The organism is Asanoa ishikariensis, assembly GCF_900107455.1.
Taxonomy (GTDB): Bacteria; Actinomycetota; Actinomycetes; order Mycobacteriales; family Micromonosporaceae; genus Asanoa; species Asanoa ishikariensis.
Map to the genome: position 1 here is coordinate 112153 of NZ_FNQB01000001.1, position 21796 is coordinate 133948.

Annotated in this window: 16 protein-coding genes and 1 pseudogene; 7 read left to right on the forward strand and 10 right to left on the reverse strand. The window is 70.3% G+C overall.

Translation table 11 applies throughout. From position 1 onward, the window contains the following. Nucleotides 1-855: 855 nt before the first annotated feature. A pseudogene (locus BLV39_RS43890) lies at nucleotides 856-969 on the forward strand (RNA polymerase-binding protein RbpA); the annotation flags it as partial. Nucleotides 970-4389: 3420 nt separating this feature from the next. After that, a complete protein-coding gene (locus tag BLV39_RS00555; RefSeq protein WP_090785974.1) occupies nucleotides 4390-4899 on the forward strand; it encodes a GNAT family N-acetyltransferase in 510 nt (169 codons plus the stop codon). On the opposite strand, the gene BLV39_RS00560 is transcribed toward BLV39_RS00555, so the two are convergent. Together BLV39_RS00560 and BLV39_RS00565 are read right to left on the reverse strand one after the other, a co-directional pair. Further along, on the reverse strand, nucleotides 4892-5854 hold the full coding sequence (locus BLV39_RS00560) for a D-alanine--D-alanine ligase family protein (RefSeq protein ID WP_090785975.1): 963 nt from the start codon (nucleotides 5852-5854) through the stop codon (nucleotides 4892-4894). The genes BLV39_RS00555 and BLV39_RS00560 overlap by 8 nt on opposite strands. Before the next feature lie 8 nt (nucleotides 5855-5862). Continuing rightward, nucleotides 5863-7179: an aminotransferase-like domain-containing protein gene (locus BLV39_RS00565; protein WP_090785977.1), complete on the reverse strand. Its 1317-nt coding sequence runs from the start codon at nucleotides 7177-7179 to the stop codon at nucleotides 5863-5865. Nucleotides 7180-7443: 264 nt separating this feature from the next. Here BLV39_RS00565 and BLV39_RS00570 point away from each other — a divergent pair, with 264 nt between their 5' ends. Then, complete coding sequence (locus BLV39_RS00570) at nucleotides 7444-8100, forward strand: GNAT family N-acetyltransferase (RefSeq protein ID WP_090785979.1); 657 nt, start codon at nucleotides 7444-7446, stop codon at nucleotides 8098-8100. Between the two features lie 403 nt (nucleotides 8101-8503). On the opposite strand, the gene BLV39_RS00575 is transcribed toward BLV39_RS00570, so the two are convergent. The 7 genes from BLV39_RS00575 to murJ form a co-directional block, all read right to left on the reverse strand. After that, on the reverse strand, nucleotides 8504-9682 hold the full coding sequence (locus BLV39_RS00575) for an N-acetylmuramoyl-L-alanine amidase (protein ID WP_090785981.1): 1179 nt from the start codon (nucleotides 9680-9682) through the stop codon (nucleotides 8504-8506). A 292-nt stretch (nucleotides 9683-9974) separates the two neighbouring features. Further along, nucleotides 9975-10298 (reverse strand): thioredoxin, encoded by a 324-nt coding sequence (gene trxA / locus BLV39_RS00580; RefSeq protein ID WP_090785983.1) that lies wholly within the window; start codon nucleotides 10296-10298, stop codon nucleotides 9975-9977. Between the two features lie 99 nt (nucleotides 10299-10397). Then, on the reverse strand, nucleotides 10398-11351 hold the full coding sequence (trxB, locus tag BLV39_RS00585; protein WP_090785984.1) for a thioredoxin-disulfide reductase: 954 nt from the start codon (nucleotides 11349-11351) through the stop codon (nucleotides 10398-10400). A 120-nt stretch (nucleotides 11352-11471) separates the two neighbouring features. Next, complete coding sequence (locus tag BLV39_RS00590; protein WP_090785986.1) at nucleotides 11472-12473, reverse strand: hypothetical protein; 1002 nt, start codon at nucleotides 12471-12473, stop codon at nucleotides 11472-11474. Further along, nucleotides 12470-13177, reverse strand: coding sequence for an RNA polymerase sigma factor SigM (gene sigM / locus BLV39_RS00595; protein ID WP_090785988.1), 708 nt, complete (start codon nucleotides 13175-13177; stop codon nucleotides 12470-12472). Before sigM ends, BLV39_RS00590 begins: the two co-directional genes overlap by 4 nt. A 42-nt stretch (nucleotides 13178-13219) precedes the next feature. Next, nucleotides 13220-14788 carry a protein kinase family protein gene (locus tag BLV39_RS00600; protein WP_090785990.1) on the reverse strand — a complete coding sequence of 523 codons (1569 nt, stop codon included), beginning with the start codon at nucleotides 14786-14788 and terminating at the stop codon, nucleotides 13220-13222. Nucleotides 14789-15080: 292 nt separating this feature from the next. Continuing rightward, nucleotides 15081-16811, reverse strand: a complete 1731-nt coding sequence (murJ, locus tag BLV39_RS00605; RefSeq protein ID WP_090785991.1) for a murein biosynthesis integral membrane protein MurJ — start codon at nucleotides 16809-16811, stop codon at nucleotides 15081-15083. A 102-nt stretch (nucleotides 16812-16913) separates the two neighbouring features. On the opposite strand from murJ, the gene BLV39_RS00610 reads away from it, so the two are divergent. The 4 genes from BLV39_RS00610 to BLV39_RS00625 all read left to right on the forward strand — a co-directional run bounded on the left by BLV39_RS00610 (nucleotide 16914) and on the right by BLV39_RS00625 (nucleotide 20641). Then, on the forward strand, nucleotides 16914-18368 hold the full coding sequence (locus BLV39_RS00610; protein ID WP_090785993.1) for a CCA tRNA nucleotidyltransferase: 1455 nt from the start codon (nucleotides 16914-16916) through the stop codon (nucleotides 18366-18368). A gap of 198 nt (nucleotides 18369-18566) precedes the next feature. Beyond that, nucleotides 18567-19124 carry a hypothetical protein gene (locus tag BLV39_RS00615; RefSeq protein ID WP_090785995.1) on the forward strand — a complete coding sequence of 186 codons (558 nt, stop codon included), beginning with the start codon at nucleotides 18567-18569 and terminating at the stop codon, nucleotides 19122-19124. Between the two features lie 30 nt (nucleotides 19125-19154). Then, entirely contained in the window at nucleotides 19155-19634 is a 480-nt protein-coding gene (locus BLV39_RS00620; protein WP_090785997.1) for a methylated-DNA--[protein]-cysteine S-methyltransferase, read from the forward strand. Between the two features lie 119 nt (nucleotides 19635-19753). Continuing rightward, nucleotides 19754-20641, forward strand: coding sequence for a hypothetical protein (locus tag BLV39_RS00625; RefSeq protein WP_090785999.1), 888 nt, complete (start codon nucleotides 19754-19756; stop codon nucleotides 20639-20641). A gap of 64 nt (nucleotides 20642-20705) precedes the next feature. On the opposite strand, the gene BLV39_RS00630 is transcribed toward BLV39_RS00625, so the two are convergent. Then, a complete protein-coding gene (locus BLV39_RS00630) occupies nucleotides 20706-21785 on the reverse strand; it encodes an inositol-3-phosphate synthase (protein ID WP_090786001.1) in 1080 nt (359 codons plus the stop codon). Nucleotides 21786-21796: the final 11 nt, after the last annotated feature.

Below are 21796 nucleotides of genomic sequence, written 5' to 3' on the forward strand. Positions count from 1 at the left end.
CGACCCAGGCGGCTTGTCTATGCCGAGATGCTTAGGCCCACGCCGAAGCCGTCGCGTGATCAAGGACGGGCCGACGGTGCCGGCACGGCTGTCGAGGCAAGTTCGGTGACACGTTCAGGGCGAAGCCCGCTGCGAGCTGAAGGCGTCAGCATCCTTAGTTTGCGTGACCTGGCGCACTCTCAGATTCTCCTGGCACGCGCGGCCACCCACGCCGTTGCTCTCGCGTCGCTGGGATCTGTGACGCCGAGGGTCGATCGTGAGATCCCAGAGTCCAGCACCGAGCTGCGATGCGTTTGCCTGCAACCTCAAATCACGACCTGACCTAGCAGCGCGACTGGGACACACCGGGTCGGCCGGCGCAGGCGTCGTGGGGCCTAGGACGCCTTGCGACGGGCTCAGCCGCCGCCTGGCGGCGGTCACTCACCAACAGCGATAACCGAGCACTCGCCGGCTACCTCGTGGTGACCCCGGCTCGGCTCACGATGTCCGGCAAGACACGCATTGGGCGCCCACGCGGGATTCCGCCGACCAACACCGATCGCGTCGCCGCGGTCAGCGTTCACTCGCGCGGCTCGGCGCTCCAAGAAAGGTGGTCGGTGGCCGGCACAACTTTGGACGACCACCGCGCTCCACGTGCACCGGACGAGCGCCGGGTGTGGCTTGCGCAGCCAGATACATCGCGTTTCCTGGAGGTACGTCTGGGCGGCGTAGCTCGGTACCACCAGTGCCAGTCGAGGTTCGCGCCTTGAGGGATGCCGTAGTGGTCGGAGGCGGGCGCTGTGGTGCCGGAAGGGCTGCGAGTTGACGCGCGGCCGTGCTGGCGGCGTTCTGGTCGGTGTCCGCGCGGCTGCCCACGAGCACCTGTGCGCGAAGGGGCACCAGTTCGAGGTGCCGTTCGCCGTCGACGCCGAGGTCCCGATGACCTGGGAGTCCAAGTTCGGCGGCAGCGTGGCCCGGCTGGTCGACGGCGTGAGCCGGCTAGCCGCCAACTCGGTCGGCGGAAAGGCGTGGCGCTCGCCGCTTAGCCCTCGGCGCGCCGGGATCCGTTAACCCGCCCGCGCCTGGTTTCCCATGAAACGAAGGGCCTCCGCGGGCCGGGCGTTGCGCTGGTTCCAGGAGGCTGGTGTGGGTGGGGAAGGAACCTAAGGGCTGGCTGGGCTAGCCCGCTAGTGCTGAGAGTCCGGCGTCTGGAAGGCACCGTGATGGGATCTGCGGTTCGTGGCGTCGGCGGAGGCCGCATCGTGTCGAGCCTTGGGAAGCACACCGTGCGGGGGCGCTTGCGGTTTCCCGTGAAACAGGTCGCGGCTCGGGACGGCACTTAGGCGTCGACAAAGCAGGGACACGGGTCGGCAACCGGCGTCATGAGGGCTGGTGTGGCTACGGGCCATGTCGGACGGAGGTGGGACGAGGTCGCAGACAGGGCGCTCACCCGGAGAGCTACAGCCGTTGCTGAGGCACGAAGTGCAAAGTCGACCTGAGTAGCCGCTCGGTCGTAGGCGGTGTCCGATCACCGAGCAGCAGGCTTTAGAAGCGGGGCTAGGGCTGCTTTGACGTCGCTGGGCGCGAGACTCACCTGTTGGCCGTCCAGAGGTTGGCCAAGCATCGCCGGCTACTCACGAGGCGGGAAAGGCCCGCGGGCCCAAACGCTCGCCGCGTCGAATGAGAGCGAGGCTACGTCGCCGCCGGCGCAGCCTGGCCCGGACCGGATCGACAGTCGCCCGCTGAGATGAGCCAGTTAGATGACCCTTCGGCATGAGAGCTTCGGACTGACACGCTTCAGCGCCGCGAGGGCGCAGGGCAGCGTGGGTTCAGCGCCGTGCCACTCCAGCGGAGCGCCGGCTGCGGGCGCACCTGGACCCGGCCGTGTGGGCACTCGGGCACGGCGCCGCGTCGGCCTGCCGCCCATTGGGCTACTGCGTGCGAGGCACCGGGTCCCGTGGATGTTGCATGGGCGCAATGACGGAGAAGGCGCAGCAGCGGTTGAGCGTTGTGGTTCCTGAGCAAACGGCGGATGGCATGGCGACCTAGGCGGCATAGCGACGCAGGTCTGCGGCGTCGCATCACAGCCGCAGACCCCGAGCGCCATGACCACCAGTGGCGACGTGAGCTCGCAGGGAGCAGCGGCTGGTGACCGACACACAATGGCGCGCGTGGGAACGGCGCTGTGTCGCCGCCACGTTGGCGAGGAGACCTTTCGCGGGAACAACGGCGGAAAGGTACTGCGCCGCCCGCGCAGGCAGCGCTCGATGGAGGCTGCGATGCAGGGAAACTCTCGTGGCAAACAGCGGCTCCGACGGCGCAGCAGCGTAGCGGGACTGGGCCGCATGACGAGTAGGCAGCCGGACTGACCGTCACGTGGACACTTGCCGGCGGAGATAGAGCGCGCGGAAACGATGGCGTGTCGGCACAGCAGTGAGTGCCGACGCGGCCCGCGCTACGGGTTTGGAGGACGGCCGTGGCCGTCCTCCACGCGCACGTGAGCGGCGTGCCGCTCCTCCACACCAGCCTGGGTCGCATTACGGCTGGGGCTACGGCCGTGGCCGCCTTCACGCGCACGTGAACGCCGTGCCGCTCCACGTCGGCCGGGCCGCACACGGCTTGGTGGACGGCCGTGGCCGTCCACCAAGGGCACGTGAGCGGCGTGCCGCTCCATGCTGGCCGGGCCGCACGACGGCTTGGAGGACGGCCGGGCCGCCTTCACGCGGACGTGAGCGGCGTGCCGCTCCACGTCGGCCGGGCCGCACGACGGCTTGGTGGACGGCCGTGGCCGCCTTCACGCGCACGTGAGCGGCGTGCCGCTCCATGCTGGCCGGACCGCACGACGGCGTGGGCTACGGCCGTGGCTCCCTTCACGCGCACGTGAGCGGCGTGCCGCGCCTCCACGCCTACCCGGGCCGCATTACGGCTTGGTGGACGGCCGTGGCCGCCTTCACGCGCACGTGAGCGGCGTGCCGCTCCATGCTGGCCGGACCGCACGACGGCGTGGGCTACGGCCGTGGCTCCCTTCACGCGCACGTGAGCGGCGTGCCGCGCCTCCACGCCTACCCGGGCCGCATTACGGCTTGGTGGACGGCCGTGGCCGCCTTCACGCGCACGTGAGCGGCGTGCCGCTCCATGCTGGCCGGACCGCACGACGGCGTGGGCTACGGCCGTGGCCGCCTCCACGCACACGTGAGCGGCGTGCCGTGCCTCCACCGCCGGAACGGGTCGCATTGCGGGCTTGGGCGGCGGCCGTGGCCGCCTCCACAGGCACCTGAGCGACGTGCCGCTCCACGCCGGCCGGCGACAACTCCGTATGCAGAGCGTCGGAAAGTTTCCCACCGGAGGTCCGCGCCGATGGCGCTCCCAACGACCCGTGCCGGGCAGCCTCGCCGCGTGCCGGGCCTCGCCGGGCAGCGTCGGCACCTGGCCGCGGGGAGCGCGCGCCGAACGGCGGCAGTGACGGCAGCCATGCGTGCCGGCCAAGCCGCGCGGCGCACGCGACGCATGACGGCTCGGCACACGGACCGCGCGCCACCTCTGCCCGTAGCGGTGGCGAAAGAACTCGTCGAACGGTGGCGGTGACGGTACGGCGGCCATTGCCGGCTGGGCCGGCGCGTTCGTTAGCTGAACCAGGCCCATCGTTCGGCGGATCCGTCGGTCAAGCCGCACGACAGCTCGCCACGGACCGAGCGCCGGCCGCTACCCGGCAGGCAGCAGGGACAGGCACGTAGAACGGGTGGGCAGTGAGACAGCCACGATGAGGCACAGCGCTGTGGCCCGGGGGTCACGGGGAGAGCATTCGACGACGACGGCACACGCGGCGCGTGAGAGCGGTGCAGCGCGGGCCACCAGGTCGAGGAAAAGTGCACGCGGCGAAGGGCGGCACTGACGGCAATGCGGCGTGTGGCGACCGAGCCGCACGCCAACTGGCCCGCCGACTGAGCGCCAAATAGCACCGCAGTCACAGGGAACACGCATGGTGAGTGGCACCAGCACGGCGAAGGACGGCGCCGGCAGCGCCGTTTCAGGCCAGTAGCCACGGCCCAGCCTCGCTGGGTGTCCGAGGACAGGCAAGGACCTCCCCTAGAACGCGGGAGGCCGTCCTAGCGGCTCTGAGCGCGGTCCTTGGGCCGAGTCTTCCGAGCCATCGCGCTACGACATCGCCGCTGCAGCCTTGCTTGGAGCGCCCAGGCGCACCCATGCATCAAACAGCGGCATTCGGTCGCGAACACAGGCCAGCCATCCGCACAACCCAAGGCCGGACGCGCGACGAACCCCTCACCACTGCACGCGCAGGCAGCTCGATGAAGCCCAAGCCAGAACCCGCCCCCAGACCCCAGCACACTCCCCACCGCCACAAGCCAGAAAGATGTTTCACGTGAAACCAACCACCCACAGAATGGCTGGGTGCGGATTCGAAAGGCGCAACAAAACGACCTGGCCACTCTGCAGGACATCGAACGGGCAGCCGGCGAAGCGTTCCGCGGCATCGGCATGCCAGAGATCGCAGACGACGAACCCCCAACCACGTCGGAGCTGGAGGGCTACCTACAGGCCGGCACAGCCTGGGTGATGACCGTCGAAGACGACGTAGTCGCCTACCTGATCGCGGAACCAATAGACGGCAACCTGCACATCGAGCAGGTCTCGGTCCATCCCGACCACGCGGGCAAACGACTAGGCCGCCAACTCATCGAGCACGCGGCCGCAGAAGCGACAGCGAACGGCATGCCAGCCCTGACCCTCACCACGTTCCGGGACGTCCCATGGAATGCCCCGTACTACGAGCGGTGCGGCTTCCACACCATCCCGGACGACGAGCTCACACCCGGACTGGAAGCCAAACGCCAACAAGAGGCAGACCACGGCCTCGACCGCTGGACCCGCGTCTGTATGCGGCGACCGACGATCAGCTAAGAGCCGCGCGCCCAGCCGCCCGGGCAACCATCGCCGCGAGGACCTTCCCGAAATCCAGCCCAGCAGCCTGGATCGCCATCGGCAGTAGCGACGTCTCCGTCATCCCCGGCGCCACGTTGACCTCGAGCACCTGCGGCGCCCCGGACTCGTCGACGATCAGGTCGACCCGCGACAGGTCGCGCAGCCCCAGCGCGTTGTGTGCGGCCACTGCGGCCGCCGCCACCGCCGCGGCCGCAGGCGCGTCCAGCCGCGCCGGCGTGTGCCACGTGGTCAGACCAGCCGTGTACCGCGCCGCGTAGTCATAAACCCCGTTGCGCGGCACGATCTCCACGGCCGGCAGAGCCTGCGGACCGTCCCCAAGGTCGATAACCGTGACCGCCACGTCCATGCCGGTCACATAGCGCTCCACCAGCGCAGTCGAGTCATAGGCGAAGCATCCGACCATCGCTGCCGGCAACGCGCTCTCGTCGCGGACCACCGCGGCACCCAGGCCAGAGCCACCCTGGGCCGGCTTGACCATCAACGGAAGCTGCAACCGCGACGCGATCCGCTCCAGCACGGCGACGGCCCCGAGCTCCGAGAACCGGTCGTGCGGCAGCGCCACCCAGTCGGGAGTGGGGATCCCGGCCTCCCGCAGCACCGCCTTCGCCGACGGCTTGTCCCACGCCAGTCGCGAGGCCAGCGCGTCGCAGCCCACGTACGGCACGTCGAACAGGTCGAGTACCCCGCGGAGCGACCCGTCCTCGCCCGTCGCGCCGTGCAGCGCGATCACCACCGCGTCCGGCGGGTCGGAGCGCAGCGCAGGCAGCAGAGCCACGTCGGCGTCGCGCTGCTGCGCGTCGATGCCCGCCCCGCGGAGGGCGTCGATCACCCGGCGGCCGGACTTGAGCGAGACATCCCGCTCGTAGGACAGCCCGCCGGCCAGGACGAGGACGCGCAGATCGGTGGTACCCATGGGTCAGATCATGCCAAGTCTGGGCCGGGAACGTCGGATCCGGCCTGTCCACGGCGGCGATTGGCGACTTCGCTGATCGCGCCGAACACCTGCCGCATGGCCAGGTCCTGCTCCATCACGCCTGCCAACCGGCGTACACCCTCACGGATCCGCTCCGGCGACGGGAACGAGAAGTTGAGCCGCATGTTGCCGCCGCCCGTGCCGTCGGCGTAGAACCCCGTGCCGGGCACGTAGGCGACCCGCGCCGCTATGGCCCGAGGCATCATCGCCTTCGAGTCGAGGCCCGGCGGCAGGGTCGCCCAGACGAACAGGCCACCGCTCGGCCGCGTCCAGGTCGTGCCCTCGGGCATCAGGTCGGTCAGCGCCTCCAGCAGCGCGTCCCGCCGCTCCCGGTAGACCTCGCGGTACGTCTTGATCTGCTCCCGCCACGGCATCGTCGACAGGTAGGTCGCGACCGCCGCCTGGGCGTACGCGCTCGGGCAGAGGATCTGCGACTCGGAAGCGATCACCAGCTTCTCGCGCACCGCGTGCGGAGCCAGGATCCAGCCGACCCGCAGCCCGGGCGCGAACGTCTTGGAGAACGTCGAAAGGTAGAAGACCCCCTCGCGGCGGCGGGCCCGCAGTGGCAGCGGAGCCTCGCCGTCGAAGGAAAGCTGACCGTAAGGGTCGTCCTCGACCACCAACAGCCCCGCGCGCTCGCAGATGTCGAGCACCTGGTCGCGCCGCGCATCGGTCAGCGTGACGCCGGCCGGGTTCTGATAGGTCGGGATCGTGTAGAGGAACTTCGCCCGCCGCCCGGACCGCGCGACGTCGGCGATCGCCGCCTCCAGAGCGGAAGGAATCAGCCCGTCGTCGTCCATCGCCACATGCACGACCTGCGCCTGCGCCGACTGAAAGGCCCCGAGCGCACCAACGTAGGTCGGACCCTCGGCGAGCACGACGTCGCCGGGGTCGAGGAAGAGCCGGGACACAAGATCGAGGGCCTGCTGGCCCCCGACGGTGACAACGACATCGTCCGGCGAAGCGCCGGCGGCGGCGTCGATGCCGGAGAGCGCCATCACCTCGCAGATCCGCTCGCGCAGCTCGGGGGTGCCCTGCCCGATCCCGTACTGAAGGGTGCTGGTGCCGTGGTCGGCGGCCAGGCTGCCGAGCATCTCGCCGACCGCGTCGAGCGGCAGTGCGGCGATGTAGGGAGCGCCACCAGCGAGCGAAACGACCTCGGGACGGCTGGCAACGGCGAACAGAGCTCGGATCTCCGATGCCGTCATGCCGCGAACCCGACGCGCATAGCGGTCGGTATAGTCGTCGAGCGTCGTCCCGGTCATGCCCTACCTCACTTTCGGGCGCTGCGCTGGTTGGTTGATGGTAGACCGCGCACCGGCGAGCCACCTTCGGGTTACCGCAGGGCAGTCCATATCGCGGAACGCGAGTCCCCCCACCAGGTCAGACCCTCGGACGCGCGATGTCCGACCTCTCCCCTCCTGCGCAGTTCCGGCGTACGATCGCTGGTTGGGGGCAAGGCGGGCGGCACGCGACATCCACCGTGCTCCGAAAGCCGTGATCTGGCAAACGAGCGGTTCGAGGTTCCAATGTCACGTCGTCTGGTCAGCCTGACCCTGGACACCCTGGAAGACCTGCCGCGCCCATGCCGGCAATGCGTCTACTGGGAGCTAGACCCCGTCTCCGCCGAGCGCGCCTGCGCTGCCGGGGACCCCGGCCTGGAGAAGGAGGCCTGGGTCTCACAGACCCTCCTCGAATGGGGCTCCTGCGGCAAGCTGATCTACGTAGACGGCATGCCGGCCGGCTTCGTCATGTTCGCCCCGCCGGCCTACGTGCCCCGCTCGATGGCGTTCCCAACCTCACCGGTCTCGGCCGACGCCGCCTTGCTGATGAACGCCCACGTGGTGACCGCCTTCGCCGGCGGCGGACTGGGCCGCATGCTCGTCCAGGGCGTGGCCCGCGACCTCGTCAAACGCGGCGTAAAGGCGATCGAGGCCTTCGGCGACGCGAAGTTCGGTGACGCCCCCGAGGAGCCGGGCTGCCTGGCCCCGGTCGATTTCTTCTTGTCCGTCGGCTTTAAGACCGTTCGTCCGCATCCACGCTATCCGCGCCTGCGCCTCGAACTCCGCACCGCGCTCTCGTGGAAGTCCGACGTCGAATACGCCCTGGAGAAGCTCCTCGGCTCGATGAGCCCGGAAAACATCCTCCGCCCAGTCCGCCCAGCAACAAGGGCGAGCCAAAGCTAAAGCCGAAGATCAAGAATCTGTCCCGGGTCCGCCGGGGGCGCGACCGTCGCTCCCGCCGGGGACCGGGCCGGGCCCAAGGGGGCCCGTCCCTGCCAGGCCCGCGGCACACAACCTGAGAGCCCCGTCCTCGTCGCTGAGGGGTTCGCCGGCAACCCAGAAGTTCCCGTCCGTGCCGGGCTCGCGACGAAGCTAGGGAGCGCCAGCCGCCACCACGTCGCGCAAGCGCGCGCCGTCGACGGTCGCGGTTCAGGCCGGTCGAGCGTCAACGGTCTTGAGGGCGTCCGTCGTCGGGTTCCACGGCGGTCGAGCGGAGTCAACCGCCTACGGTGCGCCGGCCTCCAGCGCGGCGCGCGGGCGCCCGTCGATCGTCGGGTTCCAGCCCGGGCGAGCGGGCGTCGATTGCCTAGAGAGCGCCGGCCGCCAGCGCCGCCCGGAGTTCGCGGACGTCAATCGACCCGGTAGGCACGTCCTGGTCGATCGGGTAGTACATCCGCTGCACCGCGGCCACCACCGCCTCGACCACCTGGTCCCGGAACCGCGGGTCGACCAGCTTCGCCCGGTCGAGGGGGGAGGTCAGGTAGCCGACCTCGACCCGTACCGCCGGCATCTTGGTCAGCCGCAGCAGTTCCCACGTCTTGGCGTGCGTCTGGCAGTTGCGCAGCCCGGTCCGCACGACGATCTCGCGCTGCACCAGACCGGCCAGCCGCTCGCCCACCGTCGACGCGGCGCCGTGGTCGGTGCCGTAGTGGTACGTCGCCACCCCGTCGGCCTCCGGGTTGACGTGGCCGTCGATGTGCAGCGAGATGAACAGGTCGCCGCCGAGCTCGTTGGCGAGCTGGGCCCGCTCGAGGTCTGTCAGCTCACCAGCAGGCGCCGGGCCGCGAGTCAGGTGGACCCGCATCCCGGCGGCGGCGAGCCGGCCTTCGAGGCGGGCCGCCATGTCGTACGCCAGCTCCGCCTCGGTCCACCGCAGCTCGCCCTCCGGCACGACGAAGCCCGGGTCCGGACCGCCGTGGCCCGGGTCGACGATCACGGTCTTGCCGACCAGGTTGGGGCCGGAGTGCCGGAAGGCGTCGGACTCGCGCAGCCACTGCGGGCGTCCGCCGGTCACCTTGCGGCCGAGCCGGCGCAGCGCGTGCATGGTCTGGGGTCCGCAGGCGCCGTCGGGTGCGAGCCCGACCTCACGCTGGAACTGGGCCACCGCGCGGGCCGTGCGGGCGCCGTAGACGGAGTCGGCGCGCCCGACGTCGTACCCCATCTCCAGAAGTCGCTCCTGGAGGGTTCGCACGTCTTCGCCGATCAGCGGCTCGGGGATGGCCTGGTAGAGGGTGCGCGAGCCGAGCCGCCAGCGGGCCGCGACCAGCGCCCGCCAGGTCTCCGCGCCCACCGCGCCGTCGCTGCTGAGACCGCGGCTCTGCTGGAAGGCCCGCACCGCCTGCTCGGTGGCGTCGTCAAAGTCGCTGGACTCGAACTCCGAACCCGACGAGGTGGCGTGTGCGCCCGGGATCAGCCCGAGGCCGACGAGGATGCCACGGATCTCGGTAACCGCGGGACCACGGTCTCCACGTCGGACAACACGCACGGACTACCTCCTCCGGGTGACACAAGCCGCGCTTCCGGAGCCTATCGTGGCCGCCTGGCCAGGGCCGGAAGGATCGTGAGACGAAGAACGCCCCCGCACCCGGGTGGATGCGGGGGCGTGTGAAGCAGGGCCTGTCCTGCCGATCAACGCGGCCTGCGACGGGCCCAGCCGCCGCCTAGCGGCGCCCCGGGATCACCGAGATACAACACCGGTATCCCGGCAATCCGGGCCACCACCAGACGACACCTGGACTCCGTCTCGTCTCACGTTGATCGGCAGGACAGGCCCTGGCTCAGAACGCGGCCTCGATGAGCTTGACAAGGTCACCCTTGGGTCGGGCGCCGGCTACCGACTGCACGGGCTCGCCGCCCTTGAACACGGTGAGTGTCGGCACCGACATCACCCGGTAGGCGCGTGCCGTCTCCGGGTTCTCGTCGATGTTGAGCTTGACGATCCGAACCTTGTCGCCCATCTCCGCGGCGATCTCTTCGAGCAGCGGCTCGACCTTGCGGCACGGCGCGCACCACTCGGCCCAGAAGTCAACGAGCACGGGCGTGTCCGCCTGCAGGACATCGTTGACGAAGTTGGCGTCCGTCACCGACTTGGTCGCTCCCACTTGAAAACCCTCCTCCGGGCCAACGAATGCTGAATCGAGTATGTAGTTTCCGGGAACGCCCGGCGGCATGTCGTGTCCGGACTCACGCCCGGCCGAAGATCAGACCTCGATCGCGGCGATGAACCGCTCGGCGTCGAGTGCCGCCGAAGTGCCGGTGCCGGCAGCGGTGATCGCCTGCCGGTAGATGTGGTCGACCAGGTCGCCGGCCGCGAACACGCCGGGAAGGCTGGTGTGCGTGGTCGGCGCGGACACCTTGACGTAGCCGTTCTCGTCCATGTCGACCTGGCCGCGGAACAGCTCGCTGCGGGGGTCGTGGCCGATCGCCACGAACACGCCGGCCACCGCGAGCTCCTTGGCCTCGCCGTTGTGGACGTTGTGCAGCTTCACGCCGGTGACCTTGCCGTCCGCACCGAGCACCTCGGTGACGATCGAGTTCCACTCGACCTTGATCTTCGGGTTGGTCAGCGCGCGCTGCGCCATGATCTTGCTCGCTCGGAACGAGTCGCGGCGGTGGACGATCGTCACGCTGGCGGCGAACCGGGTGAGGAAGCTCGCCTCCTCCATCGCGGAGTCGCCACCGCCGACGACCACGATGTCCATGCCGCGGAAGAAGAAGCCGTCACAGGTGGCACACGACGAGACGCCGTGGCCGAGGTATTCCTGCTCGCCCGGCACGTTGAGCGGGCGCCAGGCCGAACCGGTGGACAGGATGACCGCCTTGGCCCGGTAGACCGTCTCGCCCACGTAGACCGCCTGGGTCACGCCGGACCCGAGCTGCCCGCTGTCGACCAGCTCGACCCGGGTCACGTCGTCGGTCAGGAACTCGGCGCCGAACCGCTCGGCCTGCTTGCGCATGGCGTCCATCAGCTCAGGGCCCAGAATGCCGTCCGGGAAACCGGGGAAGTTCTCCACCTCGGTGGTGGTCATCAGCGCGCCACCCGATTGCACACCCTCGATCACCAGGGGGTTCAGGTTGGCTCGGGCGGCGTAGACCGCAGCCGTGTAACCAGCCGGACCAGAGCCGATAATGATCAAGTTGCGGACGTCGTCCACTGCCGTCTCCCGAAGTTATGGCGTTGCTCGCACCAGGAAGAACGTCATGGTACGAGCCAAGGATTCCCGTGGGTGGACAACCTCACGCCGCGCGTCCGGTCTGTCCGGGGCTGTTGCTGGTCAGCCTACTCGGGCGCGGAACAGCTCGTCTGTGCCGCCCGGTCCGCAATCGGGGCCGACCGCCCAGCCCCAACGGACCCCGGCGGAGTCCGTGAAGAACACCATCACCGCGGGGCGTCCCTGGTACGAGGCGAAGTCGGCGGCCGACACCGTGATCGGCCCCTGTCCGTGTGCCTGTGCGATCGCGTCGACGCAGACGGCCAGCGCCGCCGCCGCGTCGAGCCGGAGCAACTCGGGTTCGACGGCCTTGGCGTTCGCGCGCTCCGGTTGGTCACCCTGTGCCGACATCACGCCCGGGCTCGGCGACGACACCTGCGCGCGTGTGGAGCCGCCGGCGAGACCGCCGCCGACGGCGGCGCCGTTGTAGTCGCGCCCGGTGGCGTAGCGCGGGATGGCGAGCGCCGCGTCTCCCCCGGCCGCGTTCGGTGCCTGGGCCGCGCTGTCGGCGGCCCCGGCTGTGGTCTCGGCGGAGTTTGTGCCGGTGCCGACCGACTGGTTGATCCACAGTCCGGCGAACGCCGCCACGGCCACCGCGACCAGCACGGGCGCCGCCCAGGCCAGCCAACGCGGCCGCTGCCGGCCCCCGCGGGGCCGACTAGCGGGCCGGGGACCGGCTTCGGGCCGCCGCCCGCCCGGCGCACGGTTCTCCCGCGCCGGCCCAGCGCGAAGCCCGGCGGACCGCAGCTCGGTGGAGTCCGTGGCCGCGGAACTGGCCGGAGACGTGGGCGCGGCCGGGGACGTCGCCTCAGACCCGGCCTGAGACGTTGCGGGCAGCGCGGCCAACAGTCGCAGCAACACGTCGTCGGGCATGGGCTCGGCGGTCTGCTCCGCGAAGATGGCGAGGTCATCGGCCGTCGCCTCGAGCGCCGCCAGCAGCAGATCGTGCTCCCGGGCCCAGTCGGGATCGGTGGCCACCAACGCCGCCACCCGTTCGTGCTCGGGAGTGCCGACGAGCGCGCCGCCGATGTAGTCGGCCAGCAGATCGAAGTCAGGCTCGCTCATGACACCCCCTCCCCGCTGCTGTCAGGCACCGGACTGCCCGACACTGATCGGACGTCACGGCCGGTCGACCGGTTCCGTGCGGTGGCCGACGGCACGCCGGCGCCGCCGCCACCCGGTCGCAGGTGCCCCAGCAGCATCGCCAACCGGGCCCGGCCCCGCGAGCACCGGCTCTTCACCGTGCCCTCGGCGACCCCGAGCAGCACGGCCGCCTCGGCCACCGGATAGCCCTGCACGTCGACCAGCAGCAGCGCGGCCCGCTGGTCCTCGGGCAGGCGAGCCAGCGCCTGGCGGACGACGAGCGCGGTGTCATGGTCGGTCACCGGGGCAGCCGGCTCGACACCGCCAGGCCGGTCGGGATCGCCGTGGCCGTCGGGCAGCGGCACGGTCGGATGCGCCTGGCGCCGGCGGATCCGGTCCAGGCAGGAGTTGACCACGATCCGGTGCAGCCAGGTGGTGACCGCGGCGTCGCCACGAAAGCGCGGTGCCGCCCGGTGCGCCGAGAGCAGCGCGTCCTGAAGGGCGTCGGCCGCGTCCTCCCGCTCGCCCAGCGTGCGCAGGGCGACCGCCCAGAGTCGATCACGGTGCCGGCGGAAAAGCTCGGCGAACGCATCCGGGTCGCCCGCGACGTGGGCGCGCAGAAGCGCCTCGTCGTCTGGTGCGTCGAGGGGTTCAGGGTCGGCGGGGTCGCGCCGGCCGGCGGTCACGGCTGCACCTTATCGTCGCGGCGCTATCTCCGCGTGACCAGCTCAGCCCCGTGCCTGGACCGTGATCTCCTGGATCTCGAGCCGCATCCGACCGTCCGAGGTGGTCGGCAGCTTCGTGAACCAGATCAGCAGGTACTGGTGCTTCACGTCCGGCGGGAAACCCTGGAACGTCAGCGTGGTCGCCTCGTGGTTCTCGAACGGCTCGCCGATGCGGGTCTTGTAGTCGGAGACGATCTTCCGGTCGCCGGCGGCGGTGCTGCCGGGGTCGCCCTGGCCGCTGAACAGCGCGGCCGACGCGCCGGTCGCCGACAGGTTGACCTGCACCGAGCTGACATCGGTCGGCTCGGCAAGCTTGATCAGCACGCCCATGCCCGACTTGTCGCCGAACGGCAGGTTCCTGTAGGTGTCGCTCTCCCAAGCCGTGTCGCGCTTGCCGTCGACCATCAGCGGGGCGTCGCTGAGCTCGGTGCGGTCGCCCTCGGGGTCGACGATGCGGACCTGGTCGCGGGTGAGCGCGACCGCCTTCGGCGCGGCCGGGGCGGTGCTCCCACCGGAGGGCTCGTTGGTGGCGGTCGCCGCGACACCCGGCCCGGGTGCGGCACCGTCGTCGGTGTCGCCGCGGTCGGCCAGCACGCGGATGCCCAGCAACAGGCCCACGGTGGCGACGATCAGCAGGCTCGCCACGCCCAGCATCAACTTGCGCCGGGTGGCCGGCGGCTGCTCGGGCAGGCCCTCCTCCACGGCGGAGAAGCGCAGCGGGCCGGCGTCGACGATGAACGGCTCGTCCGCGGCCACGTCGAGCCGGTCGAGCTCGGCAGCCAGCACGTCGGCCGACGGCAGCGCCAGTCGGTCGTCGAGCAGGTCCATGGTCAGGTCGTCGAGGTAGGCGGGCACGCCGGCGCGCACCATGCGCGGGGCGGCGATCGCTCCGGATCCGTCGCGCACCGCGTCGGGCAGCGAGGATGGGCCGACCTCGGCGTGCGGCCAGTGGCCGGTCAGCGCGAAGTAGAGGATGCCGCCGATCGCGCGGACGTCGGTGTCAGGGGTGTCGCCCTCGGTGGCCCGGGCGTCGGCGAGCACGACCCTGGAGTCGTGGCCGACCATCACCGTGCCGGGGTGGACGTTGCCGTGCACCATGCCGGTCGCGTGCACCGCGGCGACCGCGCTGGCCACCGAGTGGGCGATGGAGGTCGCCCACTCGGCGTCGAGCGGCCCGTCGACCACGAGCTGCCGGAGCGCCTCGCCGTCGATCCACTCGCGCACCACGTACGCCCGGGTGTCTTCGTCGATCGCGTCGTAGACACCGGCCAGGTTGGGGTGGATGACCCGGCTGGCGGTGACCGCGGCCTGGAGCATCTCCTGGGCGGAGTCGCCGCCGGGATAGCGCAGCACGACCGCGACCGGGCGGCGGAGGATCACGTCGACGCCCTGCCAGACCTGGCGGCCCGCGGCGTCGTCGTTGATGTGCTCGGCCAGCTCGTAGCGGTCCGCTAGGACCTCGCCGACCCTCGGTGCACCGACGGTCAGCACGGGCGGTGTGGCCTCTTCGGCCTCCTGGCCCTCGCCGACCTGGGTCACCGGTCCTCCTTCGGTGCTGTTCTCGCTCGTCATGCTGACTCGCTCGCCGTCTCGCAGTCACCCGGGGCAGCGCGCAGTGCCCCGTGTGAAGAACCGAAGGGCGGTGCCACCTCAATAGCGTAGGGGCTCGGCGCATCTGTCGGGAGCGACCTTACCTGGGACCGACCACACCTCCACAGGCCCTGCTCCCCCGTTCACAGCGGCGGATCCGAGCCCTTGAGCACCGAAAACAACAGCAAATCAGCCTTTGCAGCGACATGTTCAGAACCCGAAAATGGTACGAATTCTTGTCCGGCGAGTCGCGCATCCAGGTGTAGGACCAGGGCTAACGGGCGAGCCCCAGCCGCCGCCGGACCATGCCGACGACGCTGGTCACCTCGGTGATCCGCAGTGCCATCGCGAGGGCGAGATAGCTCAGGCAGATCGCCGAACCGCCGACCAACAGCCGAGCGATCGCGATCATCCGGTCCGCCGAGTCGCTGTTCGGCAGGAGCAGCAGCACCAGGTAGCCGACCAGCGCCGCGCCGGCCGACGCGACCAGGACCTTGCCGAACGTCTTCATGATCCGGCCGGCACCGATCGGACCGATCCGGCGGCGCAGCAGCATCGCGAACACCACCGCGGCGGCGACGTACGAGACCGCGTTGCCGAACATCAGGCCGGCCGCGACGGTCGAGGTGGACAGCACCAGGAACAGCCCCACCTGCACGATCACCCGCAGCCCGACCACCGGGATGTTGACCAGGGCCGGCGTGCGGGTGTCGGGCAGTGCGTAGAAGGCGAAGGTGAAGAGCTGGCTGATCGCGAACGGCACCAGGGCCAGGGCGCCGGCGGTCAGGACGACCCCCGTATCCGTAGCGTTGTCCTTGGTGAACGCGCCGTAGTGGAACAGCACCACGGAGATCGGGTACGAGAGCATCGCGTAACAGACCGCGATCGGCGCCAGGACCGCCGTCACTGTGCGTGTTCCACGTGAAACGTCATCGGCGAAGTCGCCGAACCGGCCCTCGGCGGCAGCTGAGCTCATTCTCGGCAGCAGCGCGGTGATGATCGAGACGGCGATGATCCCGTGCGCGGTCATCACCAGCAGGAAGACGTTGTTGTAGATCAGCGGACCGGGATCGCCATTGGCGCTGGCCGCGTTGGCCAGCTTGACGACGACGATCAGGCCGAGCTGGCTGACCGCGACGTAGCAGAACATCCAGCCACCGAGTTTGGCCAGGTCGCGCAGACCGAGCTCGCGCCACTGGCCGCGCCAGCGGTAGTGGAAGCCGACCTTGCGCAGCGCCGGCACGAGGCCGGCGACCTGGACGATGATGCCGAGCAGCGTGCCGCCGCCGACCAGCAGGATCATCGTGCCGCTCATGTCGCCCGTGGCCAGGTCCTCGCGGGCGCCGTACAGCCCGATGAACAGCCCGAACGACGCGATCACGATGAAGTTGTTGAGGATCGGCGTGAACATCGGGGCGGCGAAGTGGCCCCGGACGTTGAGGATCGCGCTCATCAGTGCTGACAGCCCGCTGAAGAAGATCATCGGGAGCATCAGCAGGGCCAGGATGTTGATCAGGTCGCGGGTGTCGTCCGTCGTGTCACGGCCGATGTAGAGCAGCGTGAGCAGGGGCGCGGCCAGCAGCGCGAGCACGGTCGCCACGAACAGCGCCAGGACCACGAGGCTCAGCAGCCGCTGGGTGTAGAGCTCGCCGCGGTCCCGGTCGGTGTCCCGGCGGCGGACGAGCACCGGGATCAACACGCTGGTCAGCACGCCGCCCATCAGGAACTCGAACACCATGCCGGGCAGGATCTGGGCGGTCGTGTACGCGTCGCCGACAGCGGCGCCCAGCGCGGCCGTGATGACCAGGGTGCGCAGGAAGCCCGTACCGCGGCTGACGAGGCTGCCCACCGCCATCACCGCACTGTTGCCGGCGGCGCTGCCGCCCTCCGAGGATGGCTCCTCGATCGCCGGTGGCCCGGCCGGCGGCGGTATGTCGACCGGATCGGCCCGGACAATGCCGTCGCCGTGCGCTGCGTGCGCGCTGCGGTAAAGGCCGCTGCTCACGGGACCTCCAGTCGAGGGTGACGACGTACGCCCGACCCTAACCTGGCGAACCCTGCCCCACGGCGTCGGCGACCCCGGACAGACAGATAGGCTGGCGGTCCCATGTCCGGAACATCCTCCTCCCGCCGCCTCAGCGAGGCTCAGGAGACCGCCGTGGCGGAGCTCATCCGCGTCTCGCCGGTCGCCGACGAGCTGGGTCGCCGGTTCGCCAAAGCCGGCCACGAGCTCCACCTGGTCGGCGGTTCAGTGCGTGACGCGCTGCTCGGTCGGCTCGGCAACGACCTCGACTTCGCGACCGACGCCCACCCCGACCAGACCCTCGCCGTGCTCAAGGGCTGGGCGGAGGCGACCTGGGAGACCGGCCGGGACTTCGGCACGATCGGCGCCCAGCGCGACGGGCTGCGCCTGGAGATCACGACCTTCCGGGCCGACGTGTACGACGGGGTCAGCCGCAACCCGCTGGTCCAGTACGGGTCAAGCCTGGCCGAGGACCTCCGCCGGCGGGACTTCACCGTCAACGCGATGGCGGTCAGCCTCCCCGACCACGTCTTCACCGACGCGCACGGCGGCCTCGACGACCTGGCCGAACAGGTGCTGCGCACGCCGGGCACGCCGGAGCAGTCCTTCGGTGACGACCCGCTGCGCATGCTCCGGGCCGCCCGGTTCGCCGCCCAGCTCCGGTTCGCGGTCGACCCCGGTGTGCGCGCCGCGATGGTCGCGATGGCCGCCGACCTCGACCGGATCACCGCGGAGCGGATCCGTGACGAGTTCGTCAAGCTGATCTGCGGTGCGGACCCGGTCTACGGCCTGCGGCTGCTGGTCGACACCGGGCTCGCCGACCGGTTCATCCCGGAGATCTCCGGACTCAAGCTGGAGATCGACGAGCACGCCCAGCACAAGGACGTGTACGAGCACACGCTGATCGTGGTCGCCAACGCCGTACGCCTCGAAGGTCCTGACGGTCCGGACTTCGTGCTGCGGTTCGCCGCCCTGATGCACGACATCGGCAAGCCGGCCACCAAGGCGGTCACCTCCGACGGCCGGGTCAGCTTCCACCACCACGAGGTGGTCGGCGCGCGGATGACCAAGCAGCGGATGAAGGTGATGCGCTTCCCCAAGGACGTCATCGCCGAGGTGGTCGAGCTCGTCGCGCTGCACCTGCGCTTCTACGGCTACGGCCGGGGCGAGTGGACCGACTCCGCGGTGCGCCGCTACGTCACCGACGCCGGGCCGCTGCTGTCCCGCCTGCACAAGCTGACCCGCTCCGACGTGACGACCCGCAACCGGCGCAAGGCGGCGCAACTGGCCTCCGACTACGACGCGCTGGAGGAGCGGATCGCCCGGATCGAGGCCGAGGAGGACCTGGCGCGGGTCCGTCCGGACCTGGACGGCAACGCGATCATGGAGCTCCTCGGCGTGCCACCCGGGCCGGTCGTCGGCCGGGCCTGGCGGCACCTCAAGGAGCTGCGGCTGGACCACGGCCCGCTCGACCGCGACGATGCGGAGGCCGAGCTCCTGCGCTGGGCACGGGCGGAAGGCATCGTCACTCCCGAATGACAGCGGCCGGCCGTAGGCCCTGTTTCGTAACTGAGGCCGGGCTGCGGCGGGCCCAGGCGCCGCCTGGCCGCACGGCACCTTCACCCGGATACAACACCGGTATCCGGGCAAAGCCGCCGCACACCCAGACAACACCTGAACTCCGCCTCGCCTCGACCCCAGTTACGAAACAGGGCCTGGCTCGCTACGGTCACGGGCATGCAGAGCGCCCCCGGCGTCGCGCCGCGTTCGTACCGCGTGCCGATCGTGGTGCTCTCGGTGCTGCTCTTCCTGCTGGTCGGCGCGATCGTCGTGGTGCAGGCCTCGCGGGCCGGCGAGCGCGCCGCGCTCCGCTGCTCGGTCGGTGAGTGGGACGTGGGGAGCTACCGCGACGCGGTGCAGGTGCCCCCGTTTCCGGAACCGGTGATCTTCACCGGCGGCGCGGGCACGATCCTGCGGCTGCGCGCCGACGGGACGGGTGAGATCGACTACGGCACCAGGGTCAGGTTCACGGCCGAGGCGCCCGACGGCCGCCCGATCTGGCTGGAGGTCGGTGGGCCGCTGCGGTTCGACTACGAGCTGCGGCCCGGTTCGATCTTTGTCACCCCCACCGGCAACGACGCGACCAGCCAGTTGTTCATCGACGGCACGCGCGTCGGGTCGCCGGCGAAGTTCCGGGACGAGGGGGCGGAGGGGCGGTCGTACCGGCTCACGTGCGCGGGCGACTCGCTCACCCAGGACGACGGTGTGCTGGTCGTCGGCTACCGCCGGCGCTGAATGTCGTACCCGCGAGGTTGAATGGTTGTCATGAGGTGGAGTGTCGTCGACTCGCCGGTCGGCCCGCTGTCGCTGTCGGCCGACGAGGTCGGCCTGTGCCGGCTCAGGTTCGGCGCGGTCGAGGGTGTCGAGTTCACGCCGCCGGCCGGTGCACTGGCGGCCGCGGTCGAGCAGTTGTCCAGCTATTTCTCCGGTGAGCTCACCGACTTCGACCTACCGCTGTCCGTGCAGCGCGGCTCGGAGTTCGAGCGGGCCGTGTGGCAGCGGATGACCACGATCGCCTACGGCGAGACCGAGACCTACGGCGAGGTGGCGGCGGTGGTCGGCGAAGCGGGTGCGGCCCGCGCGGTCGGCGTCGCCTGCAACCGCAACCCGATCGCCATCGTGGTGCCGTGCCATCGCATCGTCGGCGCCGGCGGCAAGCTGGTTGGCTTCGGTGGCGGGCTGCCCGCCAAGCGCTTCCTCCTGGATCTCGAGGCCGGCATCGCCTGGCAACGCACCTGGGTTTGACACGATCAGTCGGCTTTGGACGAAAGGATGGACCGATCGGTCAATGGCGATCCCTAAGTCGCCCTTGGATGATCCATCCGTCTTTCCACCCTCCTAGCCGATAGACGGGGGATCCACCCATGTCCAAAGAGACACCTGACTCCTCCCTGGGCCGCCGCCGCCTGCTGCGTCGTGCCGGCACCGTGGCTGCCGGTGTGGTCGGCGCGGGCGCAGTGAGCGCCGCTGTCGCCGCTCCGGCCCAGGCCGCGCCCGGTGACCCGGTCGTCCAGGGCGAGAACAACAACGGCAACACCGCCGACCCGTTGGTGACGCTCAACAACCCCGGTGGCCCGGCCCTCAACCTCGCCCCGTCGGGCGAGATCGCGCCCGACGCACCGGTCGGCTCGTTGCGCGTCGACGGCGCCGGCAACATCTGGACGCTCGCCGTGCCGGGCCTGCCGGAGATGGTGCACACCTCGTTCACCGCGACCCAGCTCGTGCCGATCCTCCCGGAGCGCGTGCTCAACACCCGCACCGCCGAGGGTCGCGCCAACGTGATCAACCAGGCGGGCAACTTCGACTCGGCCGGTCGGCTGCTCTCCGGCAAGACCATCCACGTCTACGTCGGCGACCTCGCGTTCAACGCGGTCGCGCTGCACGGCAACCTCACGGTGACCGCTGCCCTCGGCGACGGCTACCTGACCCTGTGGCCCGGCGGTGCCCCGCGGCCGGCGACCTCGGTCATCAACTACGCGGCCAGCACCAAGCTGAACGCGCTCGCCAACCACGTCGTGTCCGGCATCGGCGTCAACGGCGACACCCCCGACGTGATCTCCATCTTCAACAGCGGCAACGCCGCGCACGTGCTGCTCGACATCAGCGCGTTCACCATCATCTGGGGCTTCTCCGCCGTCTTCGCCGACACCGGCGCGGGCGCCGCCGCCGCACGCATCAGCGCGGCGGCAGCGGCCAAGCCGATGTCGCGCATGGCCAAGCGCACGGACGGCAAGGCCGTCTGGGACAAGTAACCCGCGACTGATCTGAAAAAGGGCGGGAACCCCGAGGGGTTCCCGCCCTTTTGGCGTGCTCGCGTCAGCGCTCGATGTCGCCAGTGATGAACGACTCGACGGCGTTGTGCGCGTCGTGGTCGGCGTACTGCACCGGCGGCGACTTCATGAAGTAGCTCGACGCCGACAGGATCGGACCGCCGATGCCCCGGTCGAGGGCGATCTTCGCCGCGCGCAGCGCGTCGATGATCACGCCGGCCGAGTTGGGCGAGTCCCAGACCTCGAGCTTGAGCTCGGCGTTCAACGGAGTGTCGCCGAACGAGCGGCCCTCCAGCCGGATGTAGGCCCACTTGCGGTCGTCCAGCCACGGCACGTGGTCGGACGGGCCGATGTGCACGTCGCTCTTGGCCATCTCGTGCGGCACCTGGGACGTGACCGACTGGGTCTTCGAGATCTTCTTCGAGACCAGCCGGGTGCGCTCCAGCATGTTCATGAAGTCCATGTTGCCGCCGAAGTTGAGCTGGTACGTGCGCAGCAGCTCGACACCGCGGTCCTCGAACAGCTTGGCCAGCGCGCGGTGCACGATGGTCGCGCCAACCTGGCTCTTGATGTCGTCGCCGACGATCGGCAGACCGGCGTCGGTGAACTTCTGCGCCCAGACCGGGTCGGACGCGATGAACACCGGCAGGGCGTTGACGAACGCACAACCGGCGTCGATCGCGGCCTGCGCGTAGTACTTGTCGGCCTGCTCGGAGCCGACCGGCAGGTAGGCGATCACCACGTCGACGCGGGCGTCGCGCAGCGCCTGGGCCACGTCGACCGGCGCCTGGTCCGACTCTTCGATGATCTCCCGGTAGTACTGACCGAGACCGTCGAACGTCGGGCCACGCTGGACGAGCACGCCGGTCGGCGGCACGTCACAGAGCTTGATCGTGTTGTTCTCGCTGGCGACGATCGCCTCCGCGAGGTCCATGCCGACCTTCTTGGCGTCCACGTCGAACGCCGCGACGAACTCCACGTCGGAGACGTGGTAGTCGCCAAAGGTGACGTGCATGAGACCCGGGACGCGGTCGTTGGGGTCGGCATTGCGGTAGTACTCCACACCCTGGACCAGGGACGAGGCGCAGTTACCCACACCGACGATGGCGACGCGGATGGAGCCCATCGCGTTTGCCT

Excerpts from the sequence above, each read along its gene's own strand:
- BLV39_RS00560 (WP_090785975.1), bottom strand. The coding sequence starts at position 5,854 with ATGGGTACCACCGATCTGCGCGTCCTCGTCCTGGCCGGCGGGCTGTCC.
- BLV39_RS00565 (WP_090785977.1), bottom strand. The coding sequence starts at position 7,179 with ATGACCGGGACGACGCTCGACGACTATACCGACCGCTATGCGCGTCGG.
- BLV39_RS00570 (WP_090785979.1), top strand. The coding sequence starts at position 7,444 with ATGTCACGTCGTCTGGTCAGCCTGACCCTGGACACCCTGGAAGACCTG.
- BLV39_RS00590 (WP_090785986.1), bottom strand. The coding sequence starts at position 12,473 with ATGAGCGAGCCTGACTTCGATCTGCTGGCCGACTACATCGGCGGCGCG.
- BLV39_RS00600 (WP_090785990.1), bottom strand. The coding sequence starts at position 14,788 with ATGACGAGCGAGAACAGCACCGAAGGAGGACCGGTGACCCAGGTCGGC.
- BLV39_RS00610 (WP_090785993.1), top strand. The coding sequence starts at position 16,914 with ATGTCCGGAACATCCTCCTCCCGCCGCCTCAGCGAGGCTCAGGAGACC.
- BLV39_RS00615 (WP_090785995.1), top strand. The coding sequence starts at position 18,567 with ATGCAGAGCGCCCCCGGCGTCGCGCCGCGTTCGTACCGCGTGCCGATC.
- BLV39_RS00620 (WP_090785997.1), top strand. The coding sequence starts at position 19,155 with ATGAGGTGGAGTGTCGTCGACTCGCCGGTCGGCCCGCTGTCGCTGTCG.
- BLV39_RS00625 (WP_090785999.1), top strand. The coding sequence starts at position 19,754 with ATGTCCAAAGAGACACCTGACTCCTCCCTGGGCCGCCGCCGCCTGCTG.
- BLV39_RS00630 (WP_090786001.1), bottom strand. The coding sequence starts at position 21,785 with ATGGGCTCCATCCGCGTCGCCATCGTCGGTGTGGGTAACTGCGCCTCG.